Source organism: Wenzhouxiangella sp. YN9 (genome assembly GCF_056324165.1).
The window spans coordinates 70,778-91,364 of record NZ_JBJNIP010000059.1; the positions used below are offsets into that span (position 1 = coordinate 70,778).

Sequence of the window (20,587 nt, forward strand, 5' to 3'; positions counted from 1 at the left end):
AAGCCGAAACCGTACCAATGGAAAACGCACCGCGACCGTCCCAGCTCAAGCAGCTGATCCAGCAAGGCCGTGATCAGGGCAACTGGCTGACCTACACCCAGGTCAACGACCATCTGCCCGGCGATATCGTCGATCCCGAACAGATCGAGGATATCGTCAACATGATCAACGACATGGGCATCAAGGTCTTCGAGGAAGAACCCGAAGATGCCGATGCGCTGATCCTCAACGACTCGGCCAGCACGGACAGCGACGATGAGGCCGCCCAGGCAGATGCCGAGGCCGCGCTGGTGGCAGTGGAAACCGAGCTGGGAAGAACCACCGACCCGGTGCGCATGTACATGCGCGAAATGGGCTCGGTTTCCCTGTTGACCCGCGAAGACGAAATCGACATTGCCAAGCGCATCGAGGACGGCCTCAACCAGGTCAACCAGGCGCTGGCGCGATTCCCGGGCACCATCGAGACCCTGCTCGAACACGTTGATTCCTGGAAGGAAGGCAATCTGCGCCTCAACGAGCTGGTCAGCGGCTTCATCAACCCCACTTTGCTGGCGGAAATGGAGCTCATTTCCGACGATGCGATGGAAGCGGCGGTCGAGGAAGAGGCCGAGTTCATCGACGAAGACGAAGAGATCGACGAAGACAAGCCGGCGCCGACGGTCAATACCATGCCCTCGCCCGAGCAGGTCAGCCAGTTCTTCGACGAGATGCGCAAGCTGCACGAGCGCTTCGTCACGCTCTTTGACCGTTATGGCGCCAACAGCCCCAAGGCCTCGGAGCTGCGCAACCTCATCGGCGAGCAGTTCATGCGCCTGAAGCTGCCGCCGCGCCTGTTCGATTACCTGATCGACCGCATGCGTTTTCAGGTGGCGCGCACGCGCGATCTGGAGCGCTCGATCATGCGCATCTGTGTCGAGCGCTGCGGCATGCCGCGCAAGGAGTTCATCACCAGCTTCCGCGAAAATGCAGGCGATCCGGAGTGGCTCGAAGGCCTTCTCCGACGCCGCAGCAAGTGGGCCCAGGCCATCAAGGAGCACGCCGAAGAAATTGCCGGCCTGCAGGAGCGCCTGGCCCGCTTCGAGCACGACCAGCGCATTCCCGCCGGGGCGCTGCTCGAGGTCAACCGCGCCATGTCCATCGGCGAGGCCAAGGCCCGGCGCGCCAAGAAGGAAATGGTCGAGGCCAACCTGCGGCTCGTGATCTCGATCGCCAAGAAATACACCAACCGCGGCCTGCAGTTCCTGGACCTGATTCAGGAAGGCAATATCGGTCTGATGAAGGCTGTCGACAAGTTCGAATACCGCCGCGGCTTCAAGTTCTCGACCTATGCCACCTGGTGGATTCGTCAGGCCATCACTCGTTCGATTGCCGACCAGGCGCGTACCATCCGCATTCCGGTGCACATGATCGAGACCATAAACAAGCTCAACCGCGTCTCGCGCCAGATGCTGCAGGAAATGGGCCGCGAGCCCACGCCAGAAGAGCTGTCCGAGCGCATGGAAATGCCCGAAGACCGGGTGCGCAAGGTGCTCAAGATCGCCAAGGAGCCGATCTCCATGGAGACGCCCATCGGTGACGACGAGGATTCGCATCTGGGTGATTTCATCGAAGACGCCAATATTCTCTCGCCAGTCGATACCGCAACCACCACCGGCCTGACCGATACGGTTCAGAAGGTGCTTTCGGGTCTGACCCCGCGCGAGGCCAAGGTGTTGCGCATGCGCTTCGGTATCGACATGAACACCGACCACACCCTTGAAGAGGTGGGCAAGCAGTTTGATGTCACCCGCGAGCGCATCCGGCAGATAGAGGCCAAGGCGCTGCGAAAGCTGCGCCACCCGACGCGCTCGGAACAGCTCAGGAGCTTCCTCGATCTCGAATGACGCGGCGTCGCGTCACGCCGGCGCCTGCGCTTTCCCGCCCGCATTTTGCGGGCGTTTTCCTGCACTTGACCGGCTCGCTGCCCGGGGGTACGTTGAACAGCCCCATTCCCCAAGCAGGAAAGAACGATGTTCAGCAAGCGTGATCAGAAGAAGTCCGAACCCAGGCCTGAACGCCGCAGCGCCGAAGCCGCTGATGCACCGCGCCCGGCGCCACGCGCTGCCAGCGCCAGCGGCACGGCCATGATCGGCCCGTCGATCCATGTCGACGGCAAACTCAAAGGGGAAGAGGATCTGGTCATCGAAGGCCAGGTCAAGGGGGCCGTCGAGCTCAAGAGCAACAGCGTGACCATCGGCAGCCAGGGGGATGTTGCCGCTGATATCTACGCTCACTCGATCTTTGTCGACGGCAGCATGGACGGCAATCTCGTTGCCTCCGAGCAGGTCGTGATCCGCAAGTCGGCCCGCGTCAAGGGCAGCATCGCCGCCCCCAGGGTGAGCCTGGAAGACGGCGCTCAGTTCAACGGCTCGATCGACATGGACAGCCAGGGCGACACCCTGGGCAAGGCCTTTTCAGGCCAGAAGTCCGGCGCCGGTTCGGGGGCAGGCGCCAGCGCCGGGGGGGCGCATTCGGGCACGAGTGCCGATACCGCCGACTCCGGCAAGGCAGCGGACAAGCAGGCAGCCAGTCGCTGAGGCCCGACCGGGAATTTACCTGAATGCACAGCAGCAACGCCGCCGGGCCGCTTGAAGAGAGCGGCCCGCAGCCGATACGCGCGCCGCTTTTTTCCATGGCCGTGGAGGCCTTCGAGGACGATCGCCGGCACGTGGTGCTCGACCTGGGCCGGGCGCGGGCCGGCACCGTGGAGCTGTTCAGCAACTATCGCTGTCGCCTGGACGTGGCTGACCTGCCGGCCCGGCTGCCGGCACTGCCGGACCCCGACGACGACGCGCAGGGCCCGGACGCCGTCGAGCGCTGGCTTGACGGCCTGCTGCCGCCGGCGCGCGGCGAGGCGGTCGATCTGGTGCTGTGCTGGAATCTGCTCAACTACCTGTCACCCGGCGTCATCGAGGCGCTGGGCCGGCGTCTGGCCGAGCGCGCCTCCGGGCAGGCGCGGCTGCACGCCCTGATCGAGTACCAGGCCAGGCACATGCCGGCCGTGCCGGCTTCCTTCGCTCCGGCCGGGCTCGAATTGCTCGCCGATTCGGCCGCAGCGGATGACGCCACGGTCCCCGCGCCGCGCTACAGCCCCAACGAGCTCGAAAAACGGCTGCCCGGTTTTACCTCGGAAAAGACCATGCTGCTGGGCAACGGCATGCAGGAATATCTTTACCGGCGTTGAGTGCTTGTATACTGGCTCCCTGTCATCAGTCTTGATCTGGAGGTTTTGTAGATGAGCGATGTGCGACTGGCAATAATTTATTACAGCACCTATGGCACCAACCACGCCATGGCAGAGGTTGCCGCCGAAGCTGCTGAGCAGGCCAATGCGCAGGTACGCTTGCGCAAGGCTAGGGAAACCGCACCGGCCGAGGTTGTCGCCGGACAGCCTGCCTGGCAGGCGCAAGCTGACAAGACCGCCGAAATTCCCGAGGCAAGCCTGGACGACATGGAGTGGGCCAACGCCTATCTGTTCAGCGCGCCGACCCGTTTCGGAACGATGGCCAGCCAGATGCGCGCCTTTATCGACACGCTCGGCCCGCTCTGGCAGAAGGGCGCGCTGGCCAACAAGGCGGTCAGCGCCATGAGCAGCGCGCAGAACATGCACGGCGGCCAGGAAACCACGCTGATGGGAATGTACACCACCTTCATGCACTGGGGCGCCATCATCGTGCCGCCAGGCTATGCCGATGAGGTCATCTATGCCTCCGGCGGCAATCCTTACGGGGCCAGCGTCACCGCAAGCAGTGAAGGCCTCGATAATGAATTGAAGGCATCCATTGCCTTTCAGAGCAAGCGACTGGTCGAATTCGCCGCCAGAATTGCCGGCTGAGCCAGGCCGCGCCGCGCCTGCCGGCGCTTTCGGCAGGCGCGCTCCCGCTCAGCCGCCGTCGACGGGAACGGCTTGTGCCAGATGGGTGCGAAGCTCGGCTTCGTCCATGGCCGCCAGCATTTCCCGGGCCTCCGCCAGGTCGGCGGCATACAGATCCCCTTTCAGCACATCCGTCGATCCAAGCCGGCTGAAAATCAGCATGACGCGGCCATAGGAGGCATCGAGCACCGCGGCCTGCCACGTCTGGCCATGCTCGTCTTCGAAGCTGTGCATTGCATTACCTGAAGCTTTCCAATCAGGTAAACGTTAGCACGCCAGGCGCAGCAAGGATGTGGCGCGTTTGACCGGCATCAACACCCGGCGTCGTCCAGGCAGTAGCATGGATGCGACGGGGTGATTGCCCGGCCGCGGTAATCAACGTGGATTCAAGCAACCCAAGGAGAGGACATGAGCCTTCTGACTCAGGAACAGACCGAGCGCCTGACCGAGCTGATGGACGAGCGCTACGAGCGCGAGCTCGAAGAGATCAACGCAATTGCCGCGCGCACCAAAGACGAGCGCCGCCAGCAGGCGCTCGCCAGCCGGTCGGCAGACAGCGTCGACAGCGTGCTGGCCCAGATCGTGCGGGCCTCTGATTACGCCGTGGTGCAGCAGGATATCCAGGACGTGCGCGACATTATCGCCGCGCGCAAGCGCCTGGCTGACGGCGTTTACGGTATTTGCATCGACTGCGATCAGGGCATCCGCTACGTCCGCCTGCTGGCTCACCCCACGGCCAAGCGCTGTATCGACTGTCAGCGCGAGCACGAGAAAAGAAAGCAGGCATAGTGTTGCCGATTCAGCCGGGTCGGGAAGCACTTCCTCAAACCACGAAGCGCAAGAAGAGCCGGCAAGACCGGCCTTCTTGAGCTTTTTCACCTCTTCGTGTGTTTCGCGACCTGCGTGGTGAAATCCTGGCCCCGGTCACGCGCGCGCTGCCACAGGTGCGCGCTGGTCAGCGGCGCCGTGGCGAAACCCCGAGATGATGCGATCTAGCTGCTGCTGTTCCTGTTCGATCAGGAAGGCGTCGTGGCCCTGCGGTGCTTTCAGCCAGGCGAGCTCGGCGCCTGGCAGGGCGTCAGCCAGGGCCTGTTGATCGCGCGGTGGGTAGAGCAGGTCGGAGGTAATGCCCACGATCAGCGTGCGCGCGCGGACCGACCTCAGCGCCTTGCGCCAGCCCCATCGGCCGCGGCCGATATCGTGGCCGTCCATGGCGTCCATCAAGCGCCGATAACTGACTGCATCAAAGCGCTCATCGAGCGCGCGGCCGTGGTAGTCGAGCCAGCCCTGCGCGGTACGCTGGTTGCCGGCCTCGGGGCCGAAGCGCGCATCCAGATTGTCCCAGTGCCGATAGCTGAGCATGGCGATCATGCGCGCCAGCTGCAGGTCGCCGTGGACCTCCAGCGCCCGGCGCTGGGCGTGGTTGAGCGCCGCCGCCCAGGCGCTCTGGCGCGCCGGCGCGGCGATCGCAATGGCCGCGGCCACCCGCTCGGGATGGCCAACCGCCCATTCAAGCACTTGCATGCCGCCGAGTGATCCGCCGATCACCATCTTCAGGCGCGCAATCCCCAGGGCATCGAGCAGCAGCCGCTGCACCTTCACCATGTCGCGCACCGAAACGGCCGGAAAGCCGCTGGCCTGCAGGCGGATGTTGTCGCCGCTGGCCGGCCCGGTGGTGTCGCCGCTGCCGCCGAACACGTCGGCGGCAATGATGAAGTCGGCGTCCGGATCCAGGCTGCGCCCGGGGCCGAACAGGCCGGGCCACCAGCGGTCGACGTGGCGATCACCGGTCAGCGCCGGGCAGACCAGCACGGCGTTCGAGGCGCCGGCATTCAGCCGGCCCCAGGTCCGAAAGGCAATATCCAGGCGCGACAGGCGGCCGCCGCCCTCCAGCGGCGGCGGGTTCTCGATGGTGATGACGCGATTGCTGCTGTTCATGCCGCAACTGCCAGCCCGGCGCGCTCGAACGCCGTGGCGAAGTCGTCGATGATGTCGTCGATATGCTCGATGCCAACCGACACCCGGATCAGCTCGCTGGACACGCCGGCGGCCCGGCGCTCGTCCTCGCCAAGCTGCTGGTGGGTGGTGCTGGCCGGGTGAATCACCAGGGTCTTGGCATCACCGACGTTGGCCAGGTGGCTGGCCAGCTCGACGCTGTCGATAAAGCGGCGTCCGGCCGCCTCGCCGCCGCGAATGCCGAAAGTCAGCACCGCGCCGAAGCCGTGCCTGAGGTAGCGCCTGGCGCGCTCGTGCGAGGGGTGTTCGGGCAGGCCGGGGTAGTTGACCCATTCCACCGCCGGGTGCTGCTGCAGCCACTCGGCCAGCGTCTGGGTGTTGTCGACGTGGCGCTGCACCCGCAGCGACAGGGTCTCGAGGCCTTGCAGCAGCAAAAAGCTGTTGAACGGACTCTGCGAAGGCCCGAGGTCGCGCAGGCCCTCGACGCGGGCACGGACGGCAAACGCGATATTGCCGAAAGGGCTGTCGGGCCCGAAGGCTTGCCAGAAATTCAGACCGTGGTAGCCGGGCGCCGGCTCGGTAAACAGCGGGAAGCGACCGTTGCCCCAGTCGAAGCTGCCGGCATCGACAATCACGCCGCCCATCGAGGTACCGTGCCCGCCGATCCACTTGGTGGCCGAGGCCACCACGATATCGGCGCCGTGGTCGATCGGCCGGGCCAGATAGCCGCCGGCGCCAAAGGTGTTGTCCACAATCAGCGGCAGGCCGTGCTTTTTGGCGAGCGCCGACAGGCCCTCGAAATCCGGAATCCGGAATCCGGGGTTGCCTATCGTTTCGACAAAGATCGCGCGCGTGCTCTCATCGATCTGCGCCTGGAAAGCGGCCAGATCTTCGTCGGCAACCAGGCGCACGTCGATGCCCAGCCGCGGCAGGGCGACCTTGAACTGGTTCCAGGTGCCGCCGTAGAGCGATGCTGCCGCCACGATGTTGTCGCCGGCCTGAGCCAGCGTGGCAATCGCGATCAACTGCGCCGCCTGACCCGACGCCGTGGCCAGAGCGGCCACGCCGCCTTCGAGCGCGGCGACGCGCTTTTCGAATACCTCCGTGGTCGGGTTGGTGATGCGCGCGTAGATGTTGCCGAACTCCTCGAGCGCAAACAGCCGCGCGCCGTGTTCGGTGTTGTTGAAGGTATAGGAGGTGGTCTGGTAGATCGGCACCGCCCGCGCGTTGGTGCCGGGCGCGGGCTCCTGGCCGGCGTGCACCTGCAGGGTCTCGAATCGTCTTGGTTTTTCGTTGCTCATGGTCTGTCTCCTCGTTGCGTGTCGTCGTTTCAGCCGGCCCCGAAGCGTTCGGGCCGGCCGGATGTCCGCAGCGGAAAGACAGATGAAGGCAATGGACAAGAAAAAACCCGCACCGGCCAGGCCGCTGCGGGTTTTCGTGAAGCGCTTGTTCTCGAGCTTTCAGAACACAGCCGTACACGCATCCGCAGCAAAGGCTTGCAGACACATGCACATCGGGCAGCTGTAATTCCGTAAGAAGGGCTCGTTCATGCGTTTATCTTATGCTCGAAACACCGACGGCTGTCAAGCCCGCCCGCACACGGCATAATGAAAGCCTTGGGTAAGAAGCACCGTTGAATACGCATGCCGCGTTACATTCTCGATCTGTCGATCAGTACTGAAACGCTTCTGCGCCATTACCGCGGGCAGGCGGTTTCGGTGACCGCCACGGATCGCCACGGACGCCGCGTCCGCTTTCCCGCCGCTGCCCTGCGCGCGCACGTGACCGACGCCGGGGTCCGCGGAACCTTCTGCCTGGAAACCGATGACGAGCATCGGTTGATCGGGTTGTACCGGTTGGCCGGGCAGGGTGCATCCGGCGGGAATGTTCCGGGAGCAAGTCAATGATCATCGACCCGGCCGCTGGCAGACCCGCCGCCGGCGGCAGCTTGGGCCTGTTCCGGTTTCTGCGGTAAGCTTTCTGCTGAACGTCAGGTTATTGGGGGTCTCATGACAGTCTGGATGGTGCGATCGGCTTCCGGCTGACGCCATCGGCAGCAGGAAAGTCCGCAACCTGGTGGGCGGCCGCCACACCAGCGACAAGGGTTTTTCGCGTCCGCCGACGGGTTTGCCAAGGACCCTCGCCACGAGCCCGAGCGTCCCGATATCCCGCTGATGCTGTGGGACCTGGACGATCTGGTTAAGGCACTGGTCGAGAACTACGACCATGCCGATCAGGTCCCGGGATTCTTGTGCGGAGGTTTACTTCTGCTGGGAATCAAGTGTTCCGTCAGCCTGTGCCGCCTTTTTACCCCGGAGTCTTGATGGGTTCGCACGGGCCAGATATCGAATATCGAGTTTTTCACGATAGCCGTCCAAGGGCGCCGGGCTGTTCCTGCTGAACCGCCTCAATGTTCGAGCCAAGGGCTGACGCTGGCCCTGATGGCCCCTGATGGCCACCCTGGCTATGGTGTTGACCACCAGGCCCTTTCCAGCAAGCGTATGACCCCATGGGTCGAGATCAGTACATGAAACAAGTCACCCTTGTGGATGTGACAGTTGTCAGTATTGTGCTAGGCTTTCAGTAACGGGCTTATGCTCGAGACGCCATGGAGGCCATGACCATGTTGAACACAGCCATTCCTGCCGACACCCTGCGCGAATCCATGCCCGCTGCTTTCCGCGTGGCCATTCGCACTCTGGCTGCGTGGGGGTTTACCCACGACGAAATGGCCGCGACATTGGGCCTGGAGTCTCGCACTCTGTATCGCTATAAGCGCCAGGGGCTTCCGACACGGGCGATTTCGCCCGGCCTGATCGAACGAACCTCCTATGTCCTCGGTATCGAGAAGGCGCTGGAGATTCTCCTCGCCGGTGAGCCTGAACAGGAGGAGCATGACATCCGGCGGTGGGTCAACTCGCCGTCAGATGCCCCGCTTTTCGCCGGCCATCCTCCGAAAGGACGCCTGACCACCGGTCGCGCGGCGGATCTGTTTCAGGTGCGCCAGTATCTCGATGGCTGGCGGGGCGGAGATTTTGCCTGAACGTCTGCCCGATCACTTTCGACAAGCCCTGCCCGAAACCCGGAACTGGTATCGTGTCGTCCCGTCGCGCTTTCCACCTGTTCAGCTTTGGGATCGCCTGGCCAGCCGCGAGGAATTGAACGCCGTCGCTGCCGTGGAAAGCGCAACGAACGCGCGTCTCAGTGAGAGTGTGGGCGACATCAGTCGGGTCCCGGAACACGACTGGATTTTTGGCCCGGGTGCCAGCCCGGTCATGGCCGCGTTTTGCCATCCTTCACCCCAGGGCAGTCGGTTCTCGAGCGGAGAATATGGCGTCTACTACGCGGCTGATTCGGTTGATGCCGCGGCGACTGAAGTCGCCTACCACCGCCGTCGGTGGTTTATGGATAATCGGATTCGGCCGCGCACGGATACCTACCGCTGCTACATCGGATCCGTTGCCAAACCGCTGGTGGATATCCGTGAGGAAGCTGCCCCGCGCGTGTTGCACGATACAGGCAGCTGGCAGGCATCCAGGAGTTTCGGAGCCGCATGCCGTCGGAACGGGCGCTGGGGGATTCATTTCGCCGGTGTTCGCTCAGAGGGCGCTGAATGCGTTGCCCTCTTCCGGCCACCGGCCTCGTCACCTGTCATCCAGGGGTGTCACCTAACCATGGAATGGGATGGCGAGCATGTTCTGGGTTGGGAAAGAATGGACCGATGAGTTGCTGGCAATAAGACAGTTGCCGGGGGCAACGACCGCAAGCCGCGGTGGAGTGGCCGCTTTATGGCTTCTACGGCCCCCTCGAACTTCGAGGTTTGAAAATGGTGGGCCCAGCTGGACTTGAACCAGCGACCAACCGATTATGAGTCGGGTGCTCTAACCAACTGAGCTATGGGCCCGGGCACTTCAGTTGTCGTCGGAACCGGTGTCGGTGGGGTTGTTGGCGTCGCCCTGGATTTCGGCCATGGGCTTGGGTTTGAGGCCCTGGGCTTCCAGTTCTTCGTGCTTGCGCTTCTGGATGTAGGCAAGGTTGTTCTTGTACATGCTGGCGACTCTTTCGACGCCGTTTTCGGCCAGAAAGCCCTGGTTTCCGGCGGCCACGAAGGTGGCGTAAACGCCGGAGGCGGCCATCAGTGCGGCCGAGACCAGGTTCTGTTCGAAACCGCGTTCGTTGACCATCTTGTTGGCCAGTTCGATGAATTCGTTGGTGGCCTGGTTGTGGGCGTCGATCTGTTTTTGCTGTTCGGACATGGAAGGCTCGAATCAATCGGGTGTGTTGGTGTCCGGCAGACGCACCGCCGGCAGAGGCGAAAGAATACCACGATCGCCGGCGATTTCGTTGTCAGCTGCGACGTTTGCGGATGCCCAGGCTGGCGGCTGAAACGCTGGCTTCCTCGCCCGCATCGGTGCGGATGGGCTGGCCTTCGTCCGGCGACCAGGCGGTGGCGTAGAGCATTTCCCAGGTGACGGCGGTTTGCTGGCCGTTCAGGGCGCTTTCGAAGGCTTGCCGGCCCACGGGCAGGCGGCACTTCAGGCCAAGCTGGTGCAGCTCTTCGAGCAGCTGATCCAGGTTGGCGTGGGTGCTGGTCAGCCAGTCGGTGTCGAGAACCGGTTCCTGGAAGCCGGCCCGGGTGAGCACATCGCCCATTTCCTGGGCGTGGTTGGTAATGCCCATTTCGATGATGGCCCCGGCCTGGCGCAGTTCGCGCAGGGTGTCCGGCCCCGGCAGGGTCATCATCATGATGCCGCGCGGGCGCATGATGCGACGCAGGCCGGCCAGGGTCGCTGCCAGATCCGGGCTCCACTGCAGCGACAGGTTGGCAAACACCAGGTCGATACTGGCTTCGGCGATCGGCAGGGCGGAAAGATCGGCGCAGGCCAGCTCGAAGCGCGGTCGCCAGCGCCCGCGACGCCTGCGGGCCATGGCCAGCATCTGCGGGGCGTGATCCACGGCCAGCAGCCGGGCGTCAGGATAGCGCGTGCGCAGGGCCAGGCTGTGTCGGCCGGTGCCGCAGCCGAGGTCGAGAATGCGCTCGGGCGCAAACCGCAGGCCGTCGAGACGTTCAAGCAGGCGCGTGCCGACTTCGTCGAATATGGCGGAGTACTGGTCGTAGTGCTCGGCAAGTGCGCCGAAGCGCTGCCGGATCGGGGCGGTGTCGGCCGGTTCGTTCATGGGTGGTAGGCTTGTGTGCTGTACGAAACCATCCGGGGGCGGGCGGTCATGCGGGTCGAAATATCGTCTTCCGGGCGTACCGGTTGGCTGCTGCCGCCAGTATGCCTGATCTGTGCCCGGCGCGGGCGGCCGGGGCTTGATTGCTGTGCCGGCTGCGAGTCCGATCTGCCGGTTGTTGCGCGCCGCTGTCTGCGTTGCGGGTTGGGCCTGGCCTCTACCACCGTTGTATGCGGCCGCTGTGTTCGGCGTCCGCCCGCTTTCGACAGCACCTGGCCGGCCTTCGAGTACACCGGCGCGGTCGAGCGGCTGGTGCATCGCTTCAAGTTCCATCGCGATCTGGCGGCCGGGCGCACGCTGGCCGGTCTGGCCGCGCGTCGTCTGGCGGCGCTGGGTGCGCCCCGTCCCCGGGTGCTGGCGCCGGTTCCGCTGCACTGGCGGCGTCAGTTATGGCGCGGGTTCAATCAGTCGCGCATGCTGGCCGATGATCTGGCAGCGGCGCTGGGCGCCATTCCCGTGGCGCCCTTGCTGCTGCGACGCCGCGCGACGCGATCGCAGTCCAGCTTGCCGGCCGGGCGTCGGAGCGCCAACGTGCGCGGCGCATTTCGTGTGCGAGCGGTAGGCCAAAAGATTTCGCATGTGGCCCTGGTTGACGACGTCATGACCACGGGCACGACGCTGGATGCCTGCGCACGAGCGCTGCGTCAGGCCGGCGTGAAGCGGGTGGATGTCTGGGTGGTGGCAAGGGCCTGAACGGGATTCAGGGTGTTTGCATCGCCAGCGCGATGGCGGCCCCGGCCCAGACGAACAGACCCACCCAGTGATTGCTCAAGAAGGTCTTGAAGCAGGCGACCGGATCACGGTTGCGAATTCGCCACAGCTGGATCAAAAAGTGGATGAACACCAGGCCGACGGCAATGAACCACGCCGGCTCGGGCAAATGGCGCAGTCCTATCAGTACCAGCAGGGCGGTCATCACGCCCATCAGCGCGCCCAGGATGGGCACATCAGCGCGGCCGAAAGCGATGGCGGTGGACTTCACCCCCACTTTCAGATCATCGGCGCGATCGGCAATGGCATATTCGGTGTCGAAGATCACCGTCCACACGAAGTTGGCCGCAAACAGCCACCAGGCCAGGGCGGGCACCTGCCCGGCCTCGGCGGCAAAGGCCATGGGAATGGCCCAGCTGAACGACGCGCCCAGCACCAGCTGCGGAAAGTGCGTGAAGCGCTTGAAGAACGGGTAGGTGGCGGCCAGCAGCGCGCCGAAAAAGGCCAGCAGCAGGGTCAGTTTATTGGTCAGGAGCACCAGGCCGAAAGCGATTGCCAGCAGGATCAGAAACAGCGCCAGGGCTTGGCGGGGGCGAATCTCACCGGTGGCCAGCGGGCGGTCGACGGTGCGCCCGACGTGCGGGTCGAGATCGCGGTCGGCGTAGTCGTTGATCACGCAGCCGGCCGCGCGCATGACGACGACGCCCAGGGTGAAGATCACCAGATTCTTGAGGCCGGGCACGCCGCCGGCGGCAAACCACAGCCCCCACCAGGTCGGCCAGAACAGCAGGGCGATACCGATGGGGCGGTCGAAGCGCATCAGCCGCAGCCACGGGCCGGCCGCGCTGGAGAAAATGCGTGCGCGCAGGCGAAACTCCATGCCGTCAGCCTCCGGTTGCCGTCGTCAGGCGGTATTCCGTGCAGGGCACCTGGACGCGCTGTGCGCCGGGTGAGGCGCGCACAATGAACCGCCACGGCGGTGATTCACCCGGCTCGACACGGTAATCCACCCAGAACTGGGGTACCGTTTCGCGCCGCACCTCCAGCTGCGCGTCGAGCCCCATGGCGCGGATGCGCCGCTGGCGCTCGCGCGCGTTGTCGATGTTTTCGTACAGCCCGACCGAAACGGCGTTTTCAAGCGTGCCGCCGGCGATCACATAGTAGTCTTCGACGCCGCGCTCGGCCAGGTCGCGGGTCAGCGACAGGGCCTGGTTGCGGCTGCTGGCGGGCAGGTAAACCCACCAGCCGCGGTCGTGGTCGGCTTCGGTCTGGCGCAGCTGCAGGTGGCTGGCGAAGGGTCGGAGACGATCGCTGGCCCGTTGCCGGGACAGCAGCGTGGGCAGCGGGCCGATGGTATAGCAGCGCGGGCCGCTGTCTTCGCTTTGCTCGTGACTGCGCTCGACCAGCTCGGCACGCGGCAGCGCGGGGTCGAGCGGCGGGAGCTCGCCCTCACGCACCGGTGGTGGCGCTGTCGTGAATTGACCAAGCACGAATACGATGGTGTTGATTGTAAACAGCGCGACCGCGAGCCAGCGCCAGTTGATGTTGTTCATGTCGCTTGCGTTGCCAATGCCAGGCCGTGAAGCACAAGGTGTCTTTGGTGCCGGGCTTCTCGCCTCAGGTGCGAGATCAGCTCGGCGGCGTTGCCCCCGGTCAGCCACAGGCTGACTTGATCGTCAACGGCGCGTTCGGCCGCGGCAACGGCGTGTTCGATGCCGCCGGCCGCCAGAATCAGCCCGCCGCGAGCCAGCGCGGTGCCGGTGCCACGCGCCGGGCGCTCGATGTCGCCGGCTTGTGGCAGCGGCCGATTGAGCCCCGGTGCGCGCATGAACAAGCCGTTGCGCGCAGTTTCGATGCCGGCCATGATCCAGCCGCCTCGGTGCTTGCCGCTGCCGTCGACTACATCGACGGTGATGGCGGTGCCGCTGTCGACGACGACAAAGGCGCGTCGCTCTTGCTGCCATGGCATCTGCAGCGCCATCCAGCGATCGCAGCCCAGCGACTTGTACGCCGGCGCCACGGGCAGCGGACGATCACCGGTGGTGATGATATCGACTTGCGTCCCGGCCTGCTGCAGTTCATCGGCGATCCGGTTGACGGTTTCAGGCCGCGATTGCCCCGAGATCAGAGCGTGCTTGCAGCTGGCCTCCTGCAGGGCGGCAAACAGCGCGTCGGGCTGGTCGGTCATGACCCGGCCAATGCTGGGCAGATCGAGCTGGCCCTCTTTTGCGCGCGCCCACTTGATGCGCGAGTGGCCGATGTCGACGATCAGGTCATGCGGCACGAACGCTGACCTCGCCGCTGACAATGGGTTGGGTTTGTCCGTCGGCCTCAAGCAGCAGGCGGCCCTGCCGGTCGATGCCCCGAGCAGTGCCCGGGAAACTGTGGCCGTCGGCCCGGGTGACCGTCACCAGTTTATCGTACAGCAGATCGAACTGCGGCCAGTGCGCCATCAGCTCGTCAACCCCGCGTTCGTCGAAGCGAGCGAGCGCTCTGGCCAGCGCATTGATCAGCCCGGCAGCGAGCGCGTTGCGGCCAACCGGCTTGTCGGCATGTTCTTCGAGCACGGTCGAGGCCTGCTCCAGTGCATTCAGCGAGGGCGTGCGCGACAGGTTGATGCCGACGCCGACAACGGCGCGACACGGGCCTTCGGCAGCGCCGCTGAGATCAACCAGGCAGCCCCCGAGTTTGGCGTGGCCCACGAACAGGTCGTTGGGCCATTTGACTTTTACCGCAGCGCCGCTGAGCTGTTCGAGCGTTTGCGCGGCGCTCAGGCCTACCACCAGGCTCAGAAGCGACAGCCCGGCCAGGCCGGATTCAAAACGCCAGGCGAGCGACAGATACAGACCGCTGCCCGGCGGCGACAGCCAATGGCGCCCGCGCCGGCCGCGGCCGGCAGTCTGGGCCTCGGCGATCAGCGCCCGGCCGTGCGGGGTGTCCGCCGCCATCAGCCGGGTGTTGGTCGAATCCACCGCGCCAGCGACTTCCAGCCCGACTCCGTCGTGGTCGAGCTGCGCCCGTATGGCGTCTGCGTCGAGCCGCTCGATCGGGTGGGGCAGGCGGTAGCCGTCGCCGGCGGTGCCGGAGATTTCCAGCCCCAGCTTGCGCAGGCCCTGCATGCGCTTCCAGACCGCAGCGCGGGTGATCCCCAGCTTTGCGGCGAGCTCGGCGCCGTTGTGTAGCTCGCCGTCGGAAAGGCGCGTGTAGAGTTCGTACAGACCGGGTTTCATCGTCGTCCAAATGCTCGTCCAGCAGGCTTTCAGCGTCGCTTGAGCAGGCGTGCTTTCTCGAAGCGGCTTTCGTCGCCTGCCAGCATGCGCGCAAGATTACCCCGGTGGGTGAACACCAGCAGCACCGCCAGCGCAATGGCCAGTACGCCGAGCGCGGCCGGCAGGGGTTTGGGGCCGAGCAGCCACATCGACGGCACCAGGCTCAGGCCGGCCAGAATGGTAGCCAACCCGACATAGCCGGTGCCGATGATGGTGACCACCCAGACCAGCAGCAGCGGCGCCAGACACCACGGGGCGATGACGGCCATCGCGCCCACTGCCGTCCCGGCGCCCTTGCCGCCTTTGAAGCGGAAATACAGCGGCCAGACATGGCCGATGACCGCGCCGCCGCCCGCGGCCGCTGCCAGGGTGATGAAGTCCGGCGGCTGGCTGGTCAGCAAAGACGTGGCCAGCGGCAGCAGCCCGGCCGCAATGGCGCCCTTGCCGACATCGACCAGCACGACCGCCAGGGCAAAGCGCCAGCCGACCGTGCGCAGGGCGTTGGTGCCGCCGGCGTTGCCCGATCCCATGGTGCGGATATCAATGCCCTGCAGCCGACCCAGCAGCAGGGCACCGGAAATCGAACCCAGCAGATAGCCGCCCAGCAGCGTCAGCAGCAGTTCAATCATGGTGTTTCTCCGGCGGGTTCCAGATATGCATGCCCACCGCCAGCATACCCGGCCCGGCGTGCGCGCCCACCGCCGGGCTGGCTTCAACCACCCAGCAGGCGTCCACGCGCGGGTGTGCGGCAAGCAGGTGTTTGCGCAGCGCCCGGGCGTCGGTCTCGGCGTCGGTGTGGCTGATGATGATTCGATAGCTGGCTTGCTGGTCCATCCGGCGCAGCAGGTAGCGGGCAAATTTCTCCAGGGCGTACCGGCGACCGGCAATCACGCCCCGCGTGGTGAGCTCGCCCGCGGCCGAGACGGTCAGCACCGGGTTGAGCCGCAGTCTGCGCGCCAGCTTTTCCATCCACGGCTTGACCCGGCCGCCGCGTACACCCCAGCTGAGATCGCGAATCAGCGCGTGCGTGCGGAAGGTCCCGCGCATCTCGGTCAAACGGGCGCGGATGGCCGCGCGGTCCCAGCCTCTGGCCGCGGCTTCGGCGGCCCAGAGCACCATCAGGCCCTGACCACAGGCGGCATTGCGGCTGTCCATCACCTCGATATTTTCGGGGTCGCTGCGCTCGGCGGTCTGGCGGGCAGCCTGCAGCGTGCCGCTCAGACGCCCGGCGATGTGAATGCCCAGCACCTCGAGGCCGTGCGAGGTGAGCAGCTCGTACTGGCGGCGAAAATCGGCCGGTGGCGGCTGCGAGGTCTGCGGATGGATCGGTGAATCAGCCAGGCGCGCGTAGAACTCGCTCGGCGTCATGGTCAGTTTATCGAGGAACTCCGCGTCATCGAAGTTGAGCCGTACCGGCACTACGTGAATGCCCAGCCGCTCGATTTCTTCATCGGGCAGATCGGCGGCCGAGTCGGTCACGATGGCGAGCGTGCCGGTATGGTTCATCAGACCGTGCTGCCGCGCCATGTCGTCGGCTTTTTGCTGCGTCAGCTCGCCGAATTCGCTGCACAGGTTGAACACTTCACCGGGGCGGTCGGTATGGATATGGACCCGCGCCCGCCGCTCGCTGCCGGCCACTACCAGCGAACTGGCTTCGAGTGCTTCCAGCCGCTGTCTGAGTCGGGCCACGGCAATGCCTTGGCCTTCAACCAGGCACTCGGTACAGAAACGGTGCTTGTCCGGCGCAGCGGTTGCCCGCTGCCCGGAGGCGGGCGGTGGGGCAGCGACCGCGTTGAGCTGCGGTATCTGCCCGCTGCGCACGTACTGCCAGATGCCCTCGAGCAGGTCGACGAAGCCCTGAGCACCGGCATCGACCACTCCGGCCTCGCGCAGGACGCTGAGCTGCTCTGGCGTGGCCGCCAGCGAGCGCCGCGCGCGCGCCAGGCCGCGTCGAAAAAGCTGGCGAATGTCATTGATGCCGCTGCCGGTCACGCGCAGCAGCTCGTCGGCAAAATCCTCAAGCACGGTCGGCAGCGTGCCGGGTACCGGCTCGGACATGGCCGACCAGGCCGAACGCGCGCCCGCGGCCGCAACCTGCGCCAGGTGCTGGCCATCGAGCGTCTGAAGCTCCCGCGCCGACTGGCTCAGGCCCTGAAAGTACTGCGCCATGATGACGCCCGAGTTGCCGCGGGCGCCGTCGAGCGCGGCATCGGCAATGCGGCACAGCAGCTCCGGCAGGCTGCCGTTGAAAGCGCGATCCTCGATGGCCTCGCGTACGCTCGCCAGGGTAAAAGCCAGGTTGGTGCCGGTATCGCTGTCGGCCACCGGAAAGACATTGATGGCGTTGATGTGGTCGCGGCGACGGGAGACGTTGGCGATGCCGGCCAGAAGTGCTTGCTGCAGCCGCTGTGCATCGACCTGAAAAACGGCTTGCGACACGTCAGTTGGCGACCAGTTCGCGCACCTGTGAGGCGGTGAACGGCCAGGACAGCTTCTCGCCGGTTCGGGTGTTGTGCAGCACCGGAATCTTGTCGCCGTATTGCTCGATGAGCTTCAGGTCGGACTCGATATTGACCTTTTCGTATACTTTGCCGAAGCCGCCCTCGGCAAGCAGCGCTTTGGCCTTGGTGCACAGGTCGCAATCCGGGCGTGTATAGAGATTGATGGTCATGGCTTCAAGCCGGAAAAGTTTCGCGGTTGGCAAGTATTTCATTTTAGCGCTTGTTATTCCAGCGTGCCCGGGGGCGGCTGCCGAACGACGCAGGACAGGCCCGGGAGGGGTGACATGAGAACGCTATCAAGTCGGCTGAATGCGCTGCGCTTTTCTGCCGGGTCAATGATTCCGGCATTGCTGTTGTTCCCGGCGCTTGTGCTGGCGCAGACGATCTACATCTGGGAAGATGAAGATGGGATCAAGCATTTCACCGACCAGAAACCCGAGACGGATCGCGAGGTCACGGTTCAGCGCGCCCGGGCCGAGCCGCAACGCCTGATCGATACCGTCAAGTCGGGCAGCCGCGATGCGCCCGTCTGGCGGTTTCGCAATCGCATCCAGGGCCCGGTGAGCGTGCGGGTGTCACTGGTCGAGGGAACCAACGTGATCAGCGAGCCGCGCCTGCCGGCAGATTTCGTGCTCGCGGCCCTGCAGGAGCGCGAGCTGGTCGCTTTTGCTGCCCGCAATCAGCGCCGTGCCTGGTCCTACCGCTTCGAAACCGTCACCGCGCCGGGGCGCCAGGGCGCCCGTCACCAGCCGCGGCGAGCCTATCGGCCGCCGATTCCCGCCGGCAGCCGTTTCCGCATTGGCCAGGCCTTTGGCGGCAAGCACAGCCACAGCACGCCATCGGGCTTCCACGCGGTGGATATCCAGACGCCGCTGGGTACGCCCGTGCATGCGGCACGCCAGGGCGTGGTGATGGACGTGGCGCGCTATTTTCACGGCGCCGGTGAAGATCTTGAATACGATGGGCCGCGCGCCAACTTCGTGCGCATTCTCCACGACGACGGTTCCATGGCGCTCTATGCCCACCTCGATTACGAAGGCGTCGAGGTGCGCCCGGGAGATCGCGTCGAGCGTGGCCAACGCATCGGCCGCTCGGGCAATACCGGCTACAGTACCGGTCCGCACCTGCACTTTGCCGTGCAGGTCAACCGTGATATGGAGCTGACATCGGTGCCGTTCGAGTTCGAGGGTGCGGATTCAAAAGCCTTCGCTCCGAGCCCGGGGCAATGGCTTGAAGTGGAGTGATTGATGCCGGGTTAATAATCGCAGTCGGCCAGCATGGGATTGGCCAGGCGCTGGAGCGCAAACTGCCCCGAGCCGTAGCTTGCAAAAAGGCTATCGAACTCCACCTTGCCGTGATCCGGGCCGGACAAGGAAACCGTCAGCTCGCCCCATTCAACGAGATCCACATCTTCCGGATCGAAGTCGGGCCCGTAGCTTGCGCCCTGAGGCTGGTAGAGCGTGACGGTGAAGTGATTGACGGGTGGATGGACAGGAATCGAGGGGACATTTGGCGACAAGTCGCCGCTGCCGATCATCCAGGCCTGCTCGCCCGAACCATCGGGCTTGTAGGTGAACCAGTAGACGATGACCCGGTCATCGGGGAGAACCTCGACGAGAAAGCCTTCGCCGGACTGCTCGGGGTTGTACCAGGCGCCGGAAAAGTGCTGGAAGTTGCTGGCGCTATCGCAGGTGGTTCCGGCCAGCTGCGACAGGCGCTGGTAATCCATCCGGTCGTCGATCAGCGGCATCCAGCACAGGCCGGGATCCTCGACCGGCGTTTGTGGTGACCAGGGGCCGCAAACCAGCTTGTCGTGGTAGTGGCGATGGATGCTGAGCGTGTCATCACCCACGCGGTCGGCGCGGAATCGGCCGGTGCCGCGAACGAAGGTGAAGTCTTCTGCGGTGGCGATGCCCTCGCCGAAATACCCGCGGGTTTCGCGCATGGGATCCCAGCGCAGCCACTTGTCGCCGGCCGTGCCGACCTCGAACAGCCACTGCTGGCGGCCCTCGGTATTGAAGCTGAAGCTGTAGAGCAGCGGCGCGCCGTTGTCGAGCAGCATGACCGACACGCCTTCGCCGGAGCGCTCGGGGTGGTACCAGCTGCCGCTGGCGGTAGCGTCGATTGCGACTCGCTCGCGCCCCAGGCACAGCTCGAAATCCGGTGAGCCGACGTGGCGCGCGGCGATCCAGTCGCGCACGGCCGGATCGGTGACGAGAAAGTCGTTGTAGCAGATATCCAGCCCGGCGCCGACGTTGGTGTCGCCGCGCTCGGCCAGACCGCTGGCGTTCATGATCTCCTCGCCAAGCTCGGCGGCGAAGCGGTTGCCGTTGAGGTAGAGAAAGCTCTGTTTGGAACCGCGCATGGCGGCGAAGGCGTTGCTCGCGCCGGCGTCCAGACGGTTGTCCGCCAGGTCGAGCGAGCTCAGCTGCAGACGTTTCCAGCTGGACGGAATACGGCCCGAGAAGTCATTCCGGGCCAGTCTCAGCCGCTCGAGATTGTCGCTTGGCAACTCTTCGGTGAATTCAGGGAAGGCGCCGGTGAGGAGGTTGTCATTGAGGTTTACCTCGCTCGTGCGCCAGGGAAAGTGAGCCAGTTTGCCGGCAATGGCGTTACCGCTGAGGTCAAGCTCGCGTTCGGGCGCCTGGTTGACCAGCAGCAACTCCACCAGCTCGGGCGTGAGCGTGCCGACGAGATTGTTGCCCGGCAGTTTGAGCCGCCTGAACTCGGGGTGGCTGGAAATTCCGGTTTCGGCGCACTCGACGCCGTACCAGTCGCACCAATGCACGTCCGGATCCAGCCAGCCGTCGTTGCGATGCCAGTCATCGCCGCCGAGGGTGTCGTACAAAAGCGGCAAGAGTGCGTCACCGGGATCAGGCGCCGGCGGCGACGCGGACACCAGCGCCGGGCTGAGCGCGAGCACGGCGCCAGCCAGCGCCGCGCGGATTAGAGAGAAGAATCGGTTGCCGGTGTTCATGCAAGCTGCCTGTGGTTGAGTGCGT

The 20,587-nt window shown here is 65.0% G+C and carries 23 protein-coding genes and 1 tRNA gene; 10 read left to right on the forward strand and 14 right to left on the reverse strand.

Features of this window, described 5'->3' with window-relative positions; all coding sequences use genetic code 11:
• Positions 1-17 precede the first annotated feature (17 nt).
• From rpoD to wrbA, 4 genes are all read left to right on the forward strand, one after another.
• Positions 18-1,883 carry an RNA polymerase sigma factor RpoD gene (rpoD, locus tag ACEWQ0_RS02910; RefSeq protein ID WP_476484471.1) on the forward strand — a complete coding sequence of 622 codons (1,866 nt, stop codon included), beginning with the start codon at positions 18-20 and terminating at the stop codon, positions 1,881-1,883.
• 126 nt (positions 1,884-2,009) lie between these two features.
• Positions 2,010-2,576, forward strand: coding sequence for a bactofilin family protein (locus ACEWQ0_RS02915; RefSeq protein WP_476484425.1), 567 nt, complete (start codon positions 2,010-2,012; stop codon positions 2,574-2,576).
• Positions 2,577-2,599: 23 nt separating this feature from the next.
• The gene (locus tag ACEWQ0_RS02920) at positions 2,600-3,223 is read left to right on the forward strand and encodes a hypothetical protein (protein WP_476482691.1); all 624 of its coding nucleotides are present in this window, start codon (positions 2,600-2,602) and stop codon (positions 3,221-3,223) included.
• Between the two features lie 51 nt (positions 3,224-3,274).
• On the forward strand, positions 3,275-3,874 hold the full coding sequence (gene wrbA / locus ACEWQ0_RS02925; RefSeq protein ID WP_476482692.1) for an NAD(P)H:quinone oxidoreductase: 600 nt from the start codon (positions 3,275-3,277) through the stop codon (positions 3,872-3,874).
• A 48-nt stretch (positions 3,875-3,922) separates the two neighbouring features.
• Here the strand turns inward: wrbA and ACEWQ0_RS02930 are convergent, their stop codons facing one another.
• Positions 3,923-4,147, reverse strand: coding sequence for a hypothetical protein (locus tag ACEWQ0_RS02930; protein WP_476482693.1), 225 nt, complete (start codon positions 4,145-4,147; stop codon positions 3,923-3,925).
• Positions 4,148-4,321: 174 nt separating this feature from the next.
• On the opposite strand from ACEWQ0_RS02930, the gene ACEWQ0_RS02935 reads away from it, so the two are divergent.
• Entirely contained in the window at positions 4,322-4,702 is a 381-nt protein-coding gene (locus tag ACEWQ0_RS02935; protein WP_476484426.1) for a TraR/DksA family transcriptional regulator, read from the forward strand.
• Between the two features lie 135 nt (positions 4,703-4,837).
• Here ACEWQ0_RS02935 and ACEWQ0_RS02940 read toward each other — a convergent pair whose 3' ends face one another.
• Both ACEWQ0_RS02940 and ACEWQ0_RS02945 read right to left on the reverse strand, forming a co-directional pair.
• The gene (locus ACEWQ0_RS02940) at positions 4,838-5,851 is read right to left on the reverse strand and encodes a homoserine O-acetyltransferase family protein (RefSeq protein WP_476484427.1); all 1,014 of its coding nucleotides are present in this window, start codon (positions 5,849-5,851) and stop codon (positions 4,838-4,840) included.
• Positions 5,848-7,170 (reverse strand): O-acetylhomoserine aminocarboxypropyltransferase/cysteine synthase family protein, encoded by a 1,323-nt coding sequence (locus ACEWQ0_RS02945; RefSeq protein WP_476484428.1) that lies wholly within the window; start codon positions 7,168-7,170, stop codon positions 5,848-5,850. The genes ACEWQ0_RS02940 and ACEWQ0_RS02945 overlap by 4 nt, the downstream gene beginning before the upstream one ends.
• 342 nt (positions 7,171-7,512) lie before the next feature.
• Here ACEWQ0_RS02945 and ACEWQ0_RS02950 point away from each other — a divergent pair, with 342 nt between their 5' ends.
• From ACEWQ0_RS02950 to ACEWQ0_RS02960, 3 genes are all read left to right on the forward strand, one after another.
• Positions 7,513-7,776: a DUF2835 domain-containing protein gene (locus ACEWQ0_RS02950; RefSeq protein WP_476484429.1), complete on the forward strand. Its 264-nt coding sequence runs from the start codon at positions 7,513-7,515 to the stop codon at positions 7,774-7,776.
• 710 nt (positions 7,777-8,486) lie between these two features.
• On the forward strand, positions 8,487-8,912 hold the full coding sequence (locus ACEWQ0_RS02955; RefSeq protein WP_476482699.1) for an antitoxin Xre-like helix-turn-helix domain-containing protein: 426 nt from the start codon (positions 8,487-8,489) through the stop codon (positions 8,910-8,912).
• Positions 8,905-9,594 carry an RES family NAD+ phosphorylase gene (locus ACEWQ0_RS02960; protein ID WP_476484430.1) on the forward strand — a complete coding sequence of 230 codons (690 nt, stop codon included), beginning with the start codon at positions 8,905-8,907 and terminating at the stop codon, positions 9,592-9,594. The genes ACEWQ0_RS02955 and ACEWQ0_RS02960 overlap by 8 nt, the downstream gene beginning before the upstream one ends.
• A gap of 102 nt (positions 9,595-9,696) precedes the next feature.
• On the opposite strand, the gene ACEWQ0_RS02965 is transcribed toward ACEWQ0_RS02960, so the two are convergent.
• From ACEWQ0_RS02965 to ACEWQ0_RS02975, 3 genes are all read right to left on the reverse strand, one after another.
• Positions 9,697-9,773, reverse strand: a tRNA-Ile gene (locus ACEWQ0_RS02965).
• 7 nt (positions 9,774-9,780) lie between these two features.
• On the reverse strand, positions 9,781-10,125 hold the full coding sequence (locus tag ACEWQ0_RS02970) for a DUF3144 domain-containing protein (protein WP_476484431.1): 345 nt from the start codon (positions 10,123-10,125) through the stop codon (positions 9,781-9,783).
• Between the two features lie 91 nt (positions 10,126-10,216).
• Positions 10,217-11,047, reverse strand: a complete 831-nt coding sequence (locus ACEWQ0_RS02975; protein ID WP_476484432.1) for a methyltransferase domain-containing protein — start codon at positions 11,045-11,047, stop codon at positions 10,217-10,219.
• Positions 11,048-11,062: 15 nt separating this feature from the next.
• On the opposite strand from ACEWQ0_RS02975, the gene ACEWQ0_RS02980 reads away from it, so the two are divergent.
• Positions 11,063-11,797 (forward strand): double zinc ribbon domain-containing protein, encoded by a 735-nt coding sequence (locus ACEWQ0_RS02980; protein ID WP_476484433.1) that lies wholly within the window; start codon positions 11,063-11,065, stop codon positions 11,795-11,797.
• A gap of 7 nt (positions 11,798-11,804) precedes the next feature.
• On the opposite strand, the gene ubiA is transcribed toward ACEWQ0_RS02980, so the two are convergent.
• From ubiA to ACEWQ0_RS03015, 7 genes are read right to left on the reverse strand one after another with little or no spacing between them, the layout of a single operon-like run.
• Positions 11,805-12,695, reverse strand: a complete 891-nt coding sequence (ubiA, locus tag ACEWQ0_RS02985) for a 4-hydroxybenzoate octaprenyltransferase (protein ID WP_476482146.1) — start codon at positions 12,693-12,695, stop codon at positions 11,805-11,807.
• Between the two features lie 4 nt (positions 12,696-12,699).
• Positions 12,700-13,368 (reverse strand): SPOR domain-containing protein, encoded by a 669-nt coding sequence (locus ACEWQ0_RS02990; RefSeq protein ID WP_476482147.1) that lies wholly within the window; start codon positions 13,366-13,368, stop codon positions 12,700-12,702.
• Positions 13,365-14,099 (reverse strand): type III pantothenate kinase, encoded by a 735-nt coding sequence (locus ACEWQ0_RS02995; RefSeq protein WP_476482148.1) that lies wholly within the window; start codon positions 14,097-14,099, stop codon positions 13,365-13,367. Before ACEWQ0_RS02995 ends, ACEWQ0_RS02990 begins: the two co-directional genes overlap by 4 nt.
• Positions 14,089-15,045, reverse strand: a complete 957-nt coding sequence (locus ACEWQ0_RS03000; protein WP_476484434.1) for a biotin--[acetyl-CoA-carboxylase] ligase — start codon at positions 15,043-15,045, stop codon at positions 14,089-14,091. The genes ACEWQ0_RS02995 and ACEWQ0_RS03000 overlap by 11 nt, the downstream gene beginning before the upstream one ends.
• Positions 15,046-15,074: 29 nt before the next feature.
• Positions 15,075-15,713: a glycerol-3-phosphate 1-O-acyltransferase PlsY gene (plsY, locus tag ACEWQ0_RS03005; protein ID WP_476484435.1), complete on the reverse strand. Its 639-nt coding sequence runs from the start codon at positions 15,711-15,713 to the stop codon at positions 15,075-15,077.
• Positions 15,706-17,523 carry a DAK2 domain-containing protein gene (locus ACEWQ0_RS03010; protein WP_476484436.1) on the reverse strand — a complete coding sequence of 606 codons (1,818 nt, stop codon included), beginning with the start codon at positions 17,521-17,523 and terminating at the stop codon, positions 15,706-15,708. The genes plsY and ACEWQ0_RS03010 overlap by 8 nt, the downstream gene beginning before the upstream one ends.
• Position 17,524: 1 nt before the next feature.
• On the reverse strand, positions 17,525-17,755 hold the full coding sequence (locus ACEWQ0_RS03015; protein ID WP_476482152.1) for a glutaredoxin family protein: 231 nt from the start codon (positions 17,753-17,755) through the stop codon (positions 17,525-17,527).
• Positions 17,756-17,869: 114 nt separating this feature from the next.
• Here ACEWQ0_RS03015 and ACEWQ0_RS03020 point away from each other — a divergent pair, with 114 nt between their 5' ends.
• Entirely contained in the window at positions 17,870-18,829 is a 960-nt protein-coding gene (locus ACEWQ0_RS03020) for a peptidoglycan DD-metalloendopeptidase family protein (RefSeq protein WP_476484437.1), read from the forward strand.
• An 11-nt stretch (positions 18,830-18,840) separates the two neighbouring features.
• On the opposite strand, the gene ACEWQ0_RS03025 is transcribed toward ACEWQ0_RS03020, so the two are convergent.
• A complete protein-coding gene (locus ACEWQ0_RS03025; protein ID WP_476484438.1) occupies positions 18,841-20,562 on the reverse strand; it encodes a hypothetical protein in 1,722 nt (573 codons plus the stop codon).
• Positions 20,563-20,587 lie beyond the last annotated feature (25 nt).

Coding starts and splice junctions, on each gene's coding strand:
- rpoD (WP_476484471.1), top strand. CDS start 18: ATGGAAAACGCACCGCGACCGTCCCAGCTCAAGCAGCTGATCCAGCAA.
- ACEWQ0_RS02915 (WP_476484425.1), top strand. CDS start 2,010: ATGTTCAGCAAGCGTGATCAGAAGAAGTCCGAACCCAGGCCTGAACGC.
- ACEWQ0_RS02920 (WP_476482691.1), top strand. CDS start 2,600: ATGCACAGCAGCAACGCCGCCGGGCCGCTTGAAGAGAGCGGCCCGCAG.
- wrbA (WP_476482692.1), top strand. CDS start 3,275: ATGAGCGATGTGCGACTGGCAATAATTTATTACAGCACCTATGGCACC.
- ACEWQ0_RS02930 (WP_476482693.1), bottom strand. CDS start 4,147: ATGCACAGCTTCGAAGACGAGCATGGCCAGACGTGGCAGGCCGCGGTG.
- ACEWQ0_RS02935 (WP_476484426.1), top strand. CDS start 4,322: ATGAGCCTTCTGACTCAGGAACAGACCGAGCGCCTGACCGAGCTGATG.
- ACEWQ0_RS02940 (WP_476484427.1), bottom strand. CDS start 5,851: ATGAACAGCAGCAATCGCGTCATCACCATCGAGAACCCGCCGCCGCTG.
- ACEWQ0_RS02945 (WP_476484428.1), bottom strand. CDS start 7,170: ATGAGCAACGAAAAACCAAGACGATTCGAGACCCTGCAGGTGCACGCC.
- ACEWQ0_RS02950 (WP_476484429.1), top strand. CDS start 7,513: ATGCCGCGTTACATTCTCGATCTGTCGATCAGTACTGAAACGCTTCTG.
- ACEWQ0_RS02955 (WP_476482699.1), top strand. CDS start 8,487: ATGACCATGTTGAACACAGCCATTCCTGCCGACACCCTGCGCGAATCC.
- ACEWQ0_RS02970 (WP_476484431.1), bottom strand. CDS start 10,125: ATGTCCGAACAGCAAAAACAGATCGACGCCCACAACCAGGCCACCAAC.
- ACEWQ0_RS02975 (WP_476484432.1), bottom strand. CDS start 11,047: ATGAACGAACCGGCCGACACCGCCCCGATCCGGCAGCGCTTCGGCGCA.
- ubiA (WP_476482146.1), bottom strand. CDS start 12,695: ATGGAGTTTCGCCTGCGCGCACGCATTTTCTCCAGCGCGGCCGGCCCG.
- ACEWQ0_RS02990 (WP_476482147.1), bottom strand. CDS start 13,368: ATGAACAACATCAACTGGCGCTGGCTCGCGGTCGCGCTGTTTACAATC.
- ACEWQ0_RS03000 (WP_476484434.1), bottom strand. CDS start 15,045: ATGAAACCCGGTCTGTACGAACTCTACACGCGCCTTTCCGACGGCGAG.
- plsY (WP_476484435.1), bottom strand. CDS start 15,713: ATGATTGAACTGCTGCTGACGCTGCTGGGCGGCTATCTGCTGGGTTCG.
- ACEWQ0_RS03015 (WP_476482152.1), bottom strand. CDS start 17,755: ATGACCATCAATCTCTATACACGCCCGGATTGCGACCTGTGCACCAAG.
- ACEWQ0_RS03020 (WP_476484437.1), top strand. CDS start 17,870: ATGAGAACGCTATCAAGTCGGCTGAATGCGCTGCGCTTTTCTGCCGGG.
- ACEWQ0_RS03025 (WP_476484438.1), bottom strand. CDS start 20,562: ATGAACACCGGCAACCGATTCTTCTCTCTAATCCGCGCGGCGCTGGCT.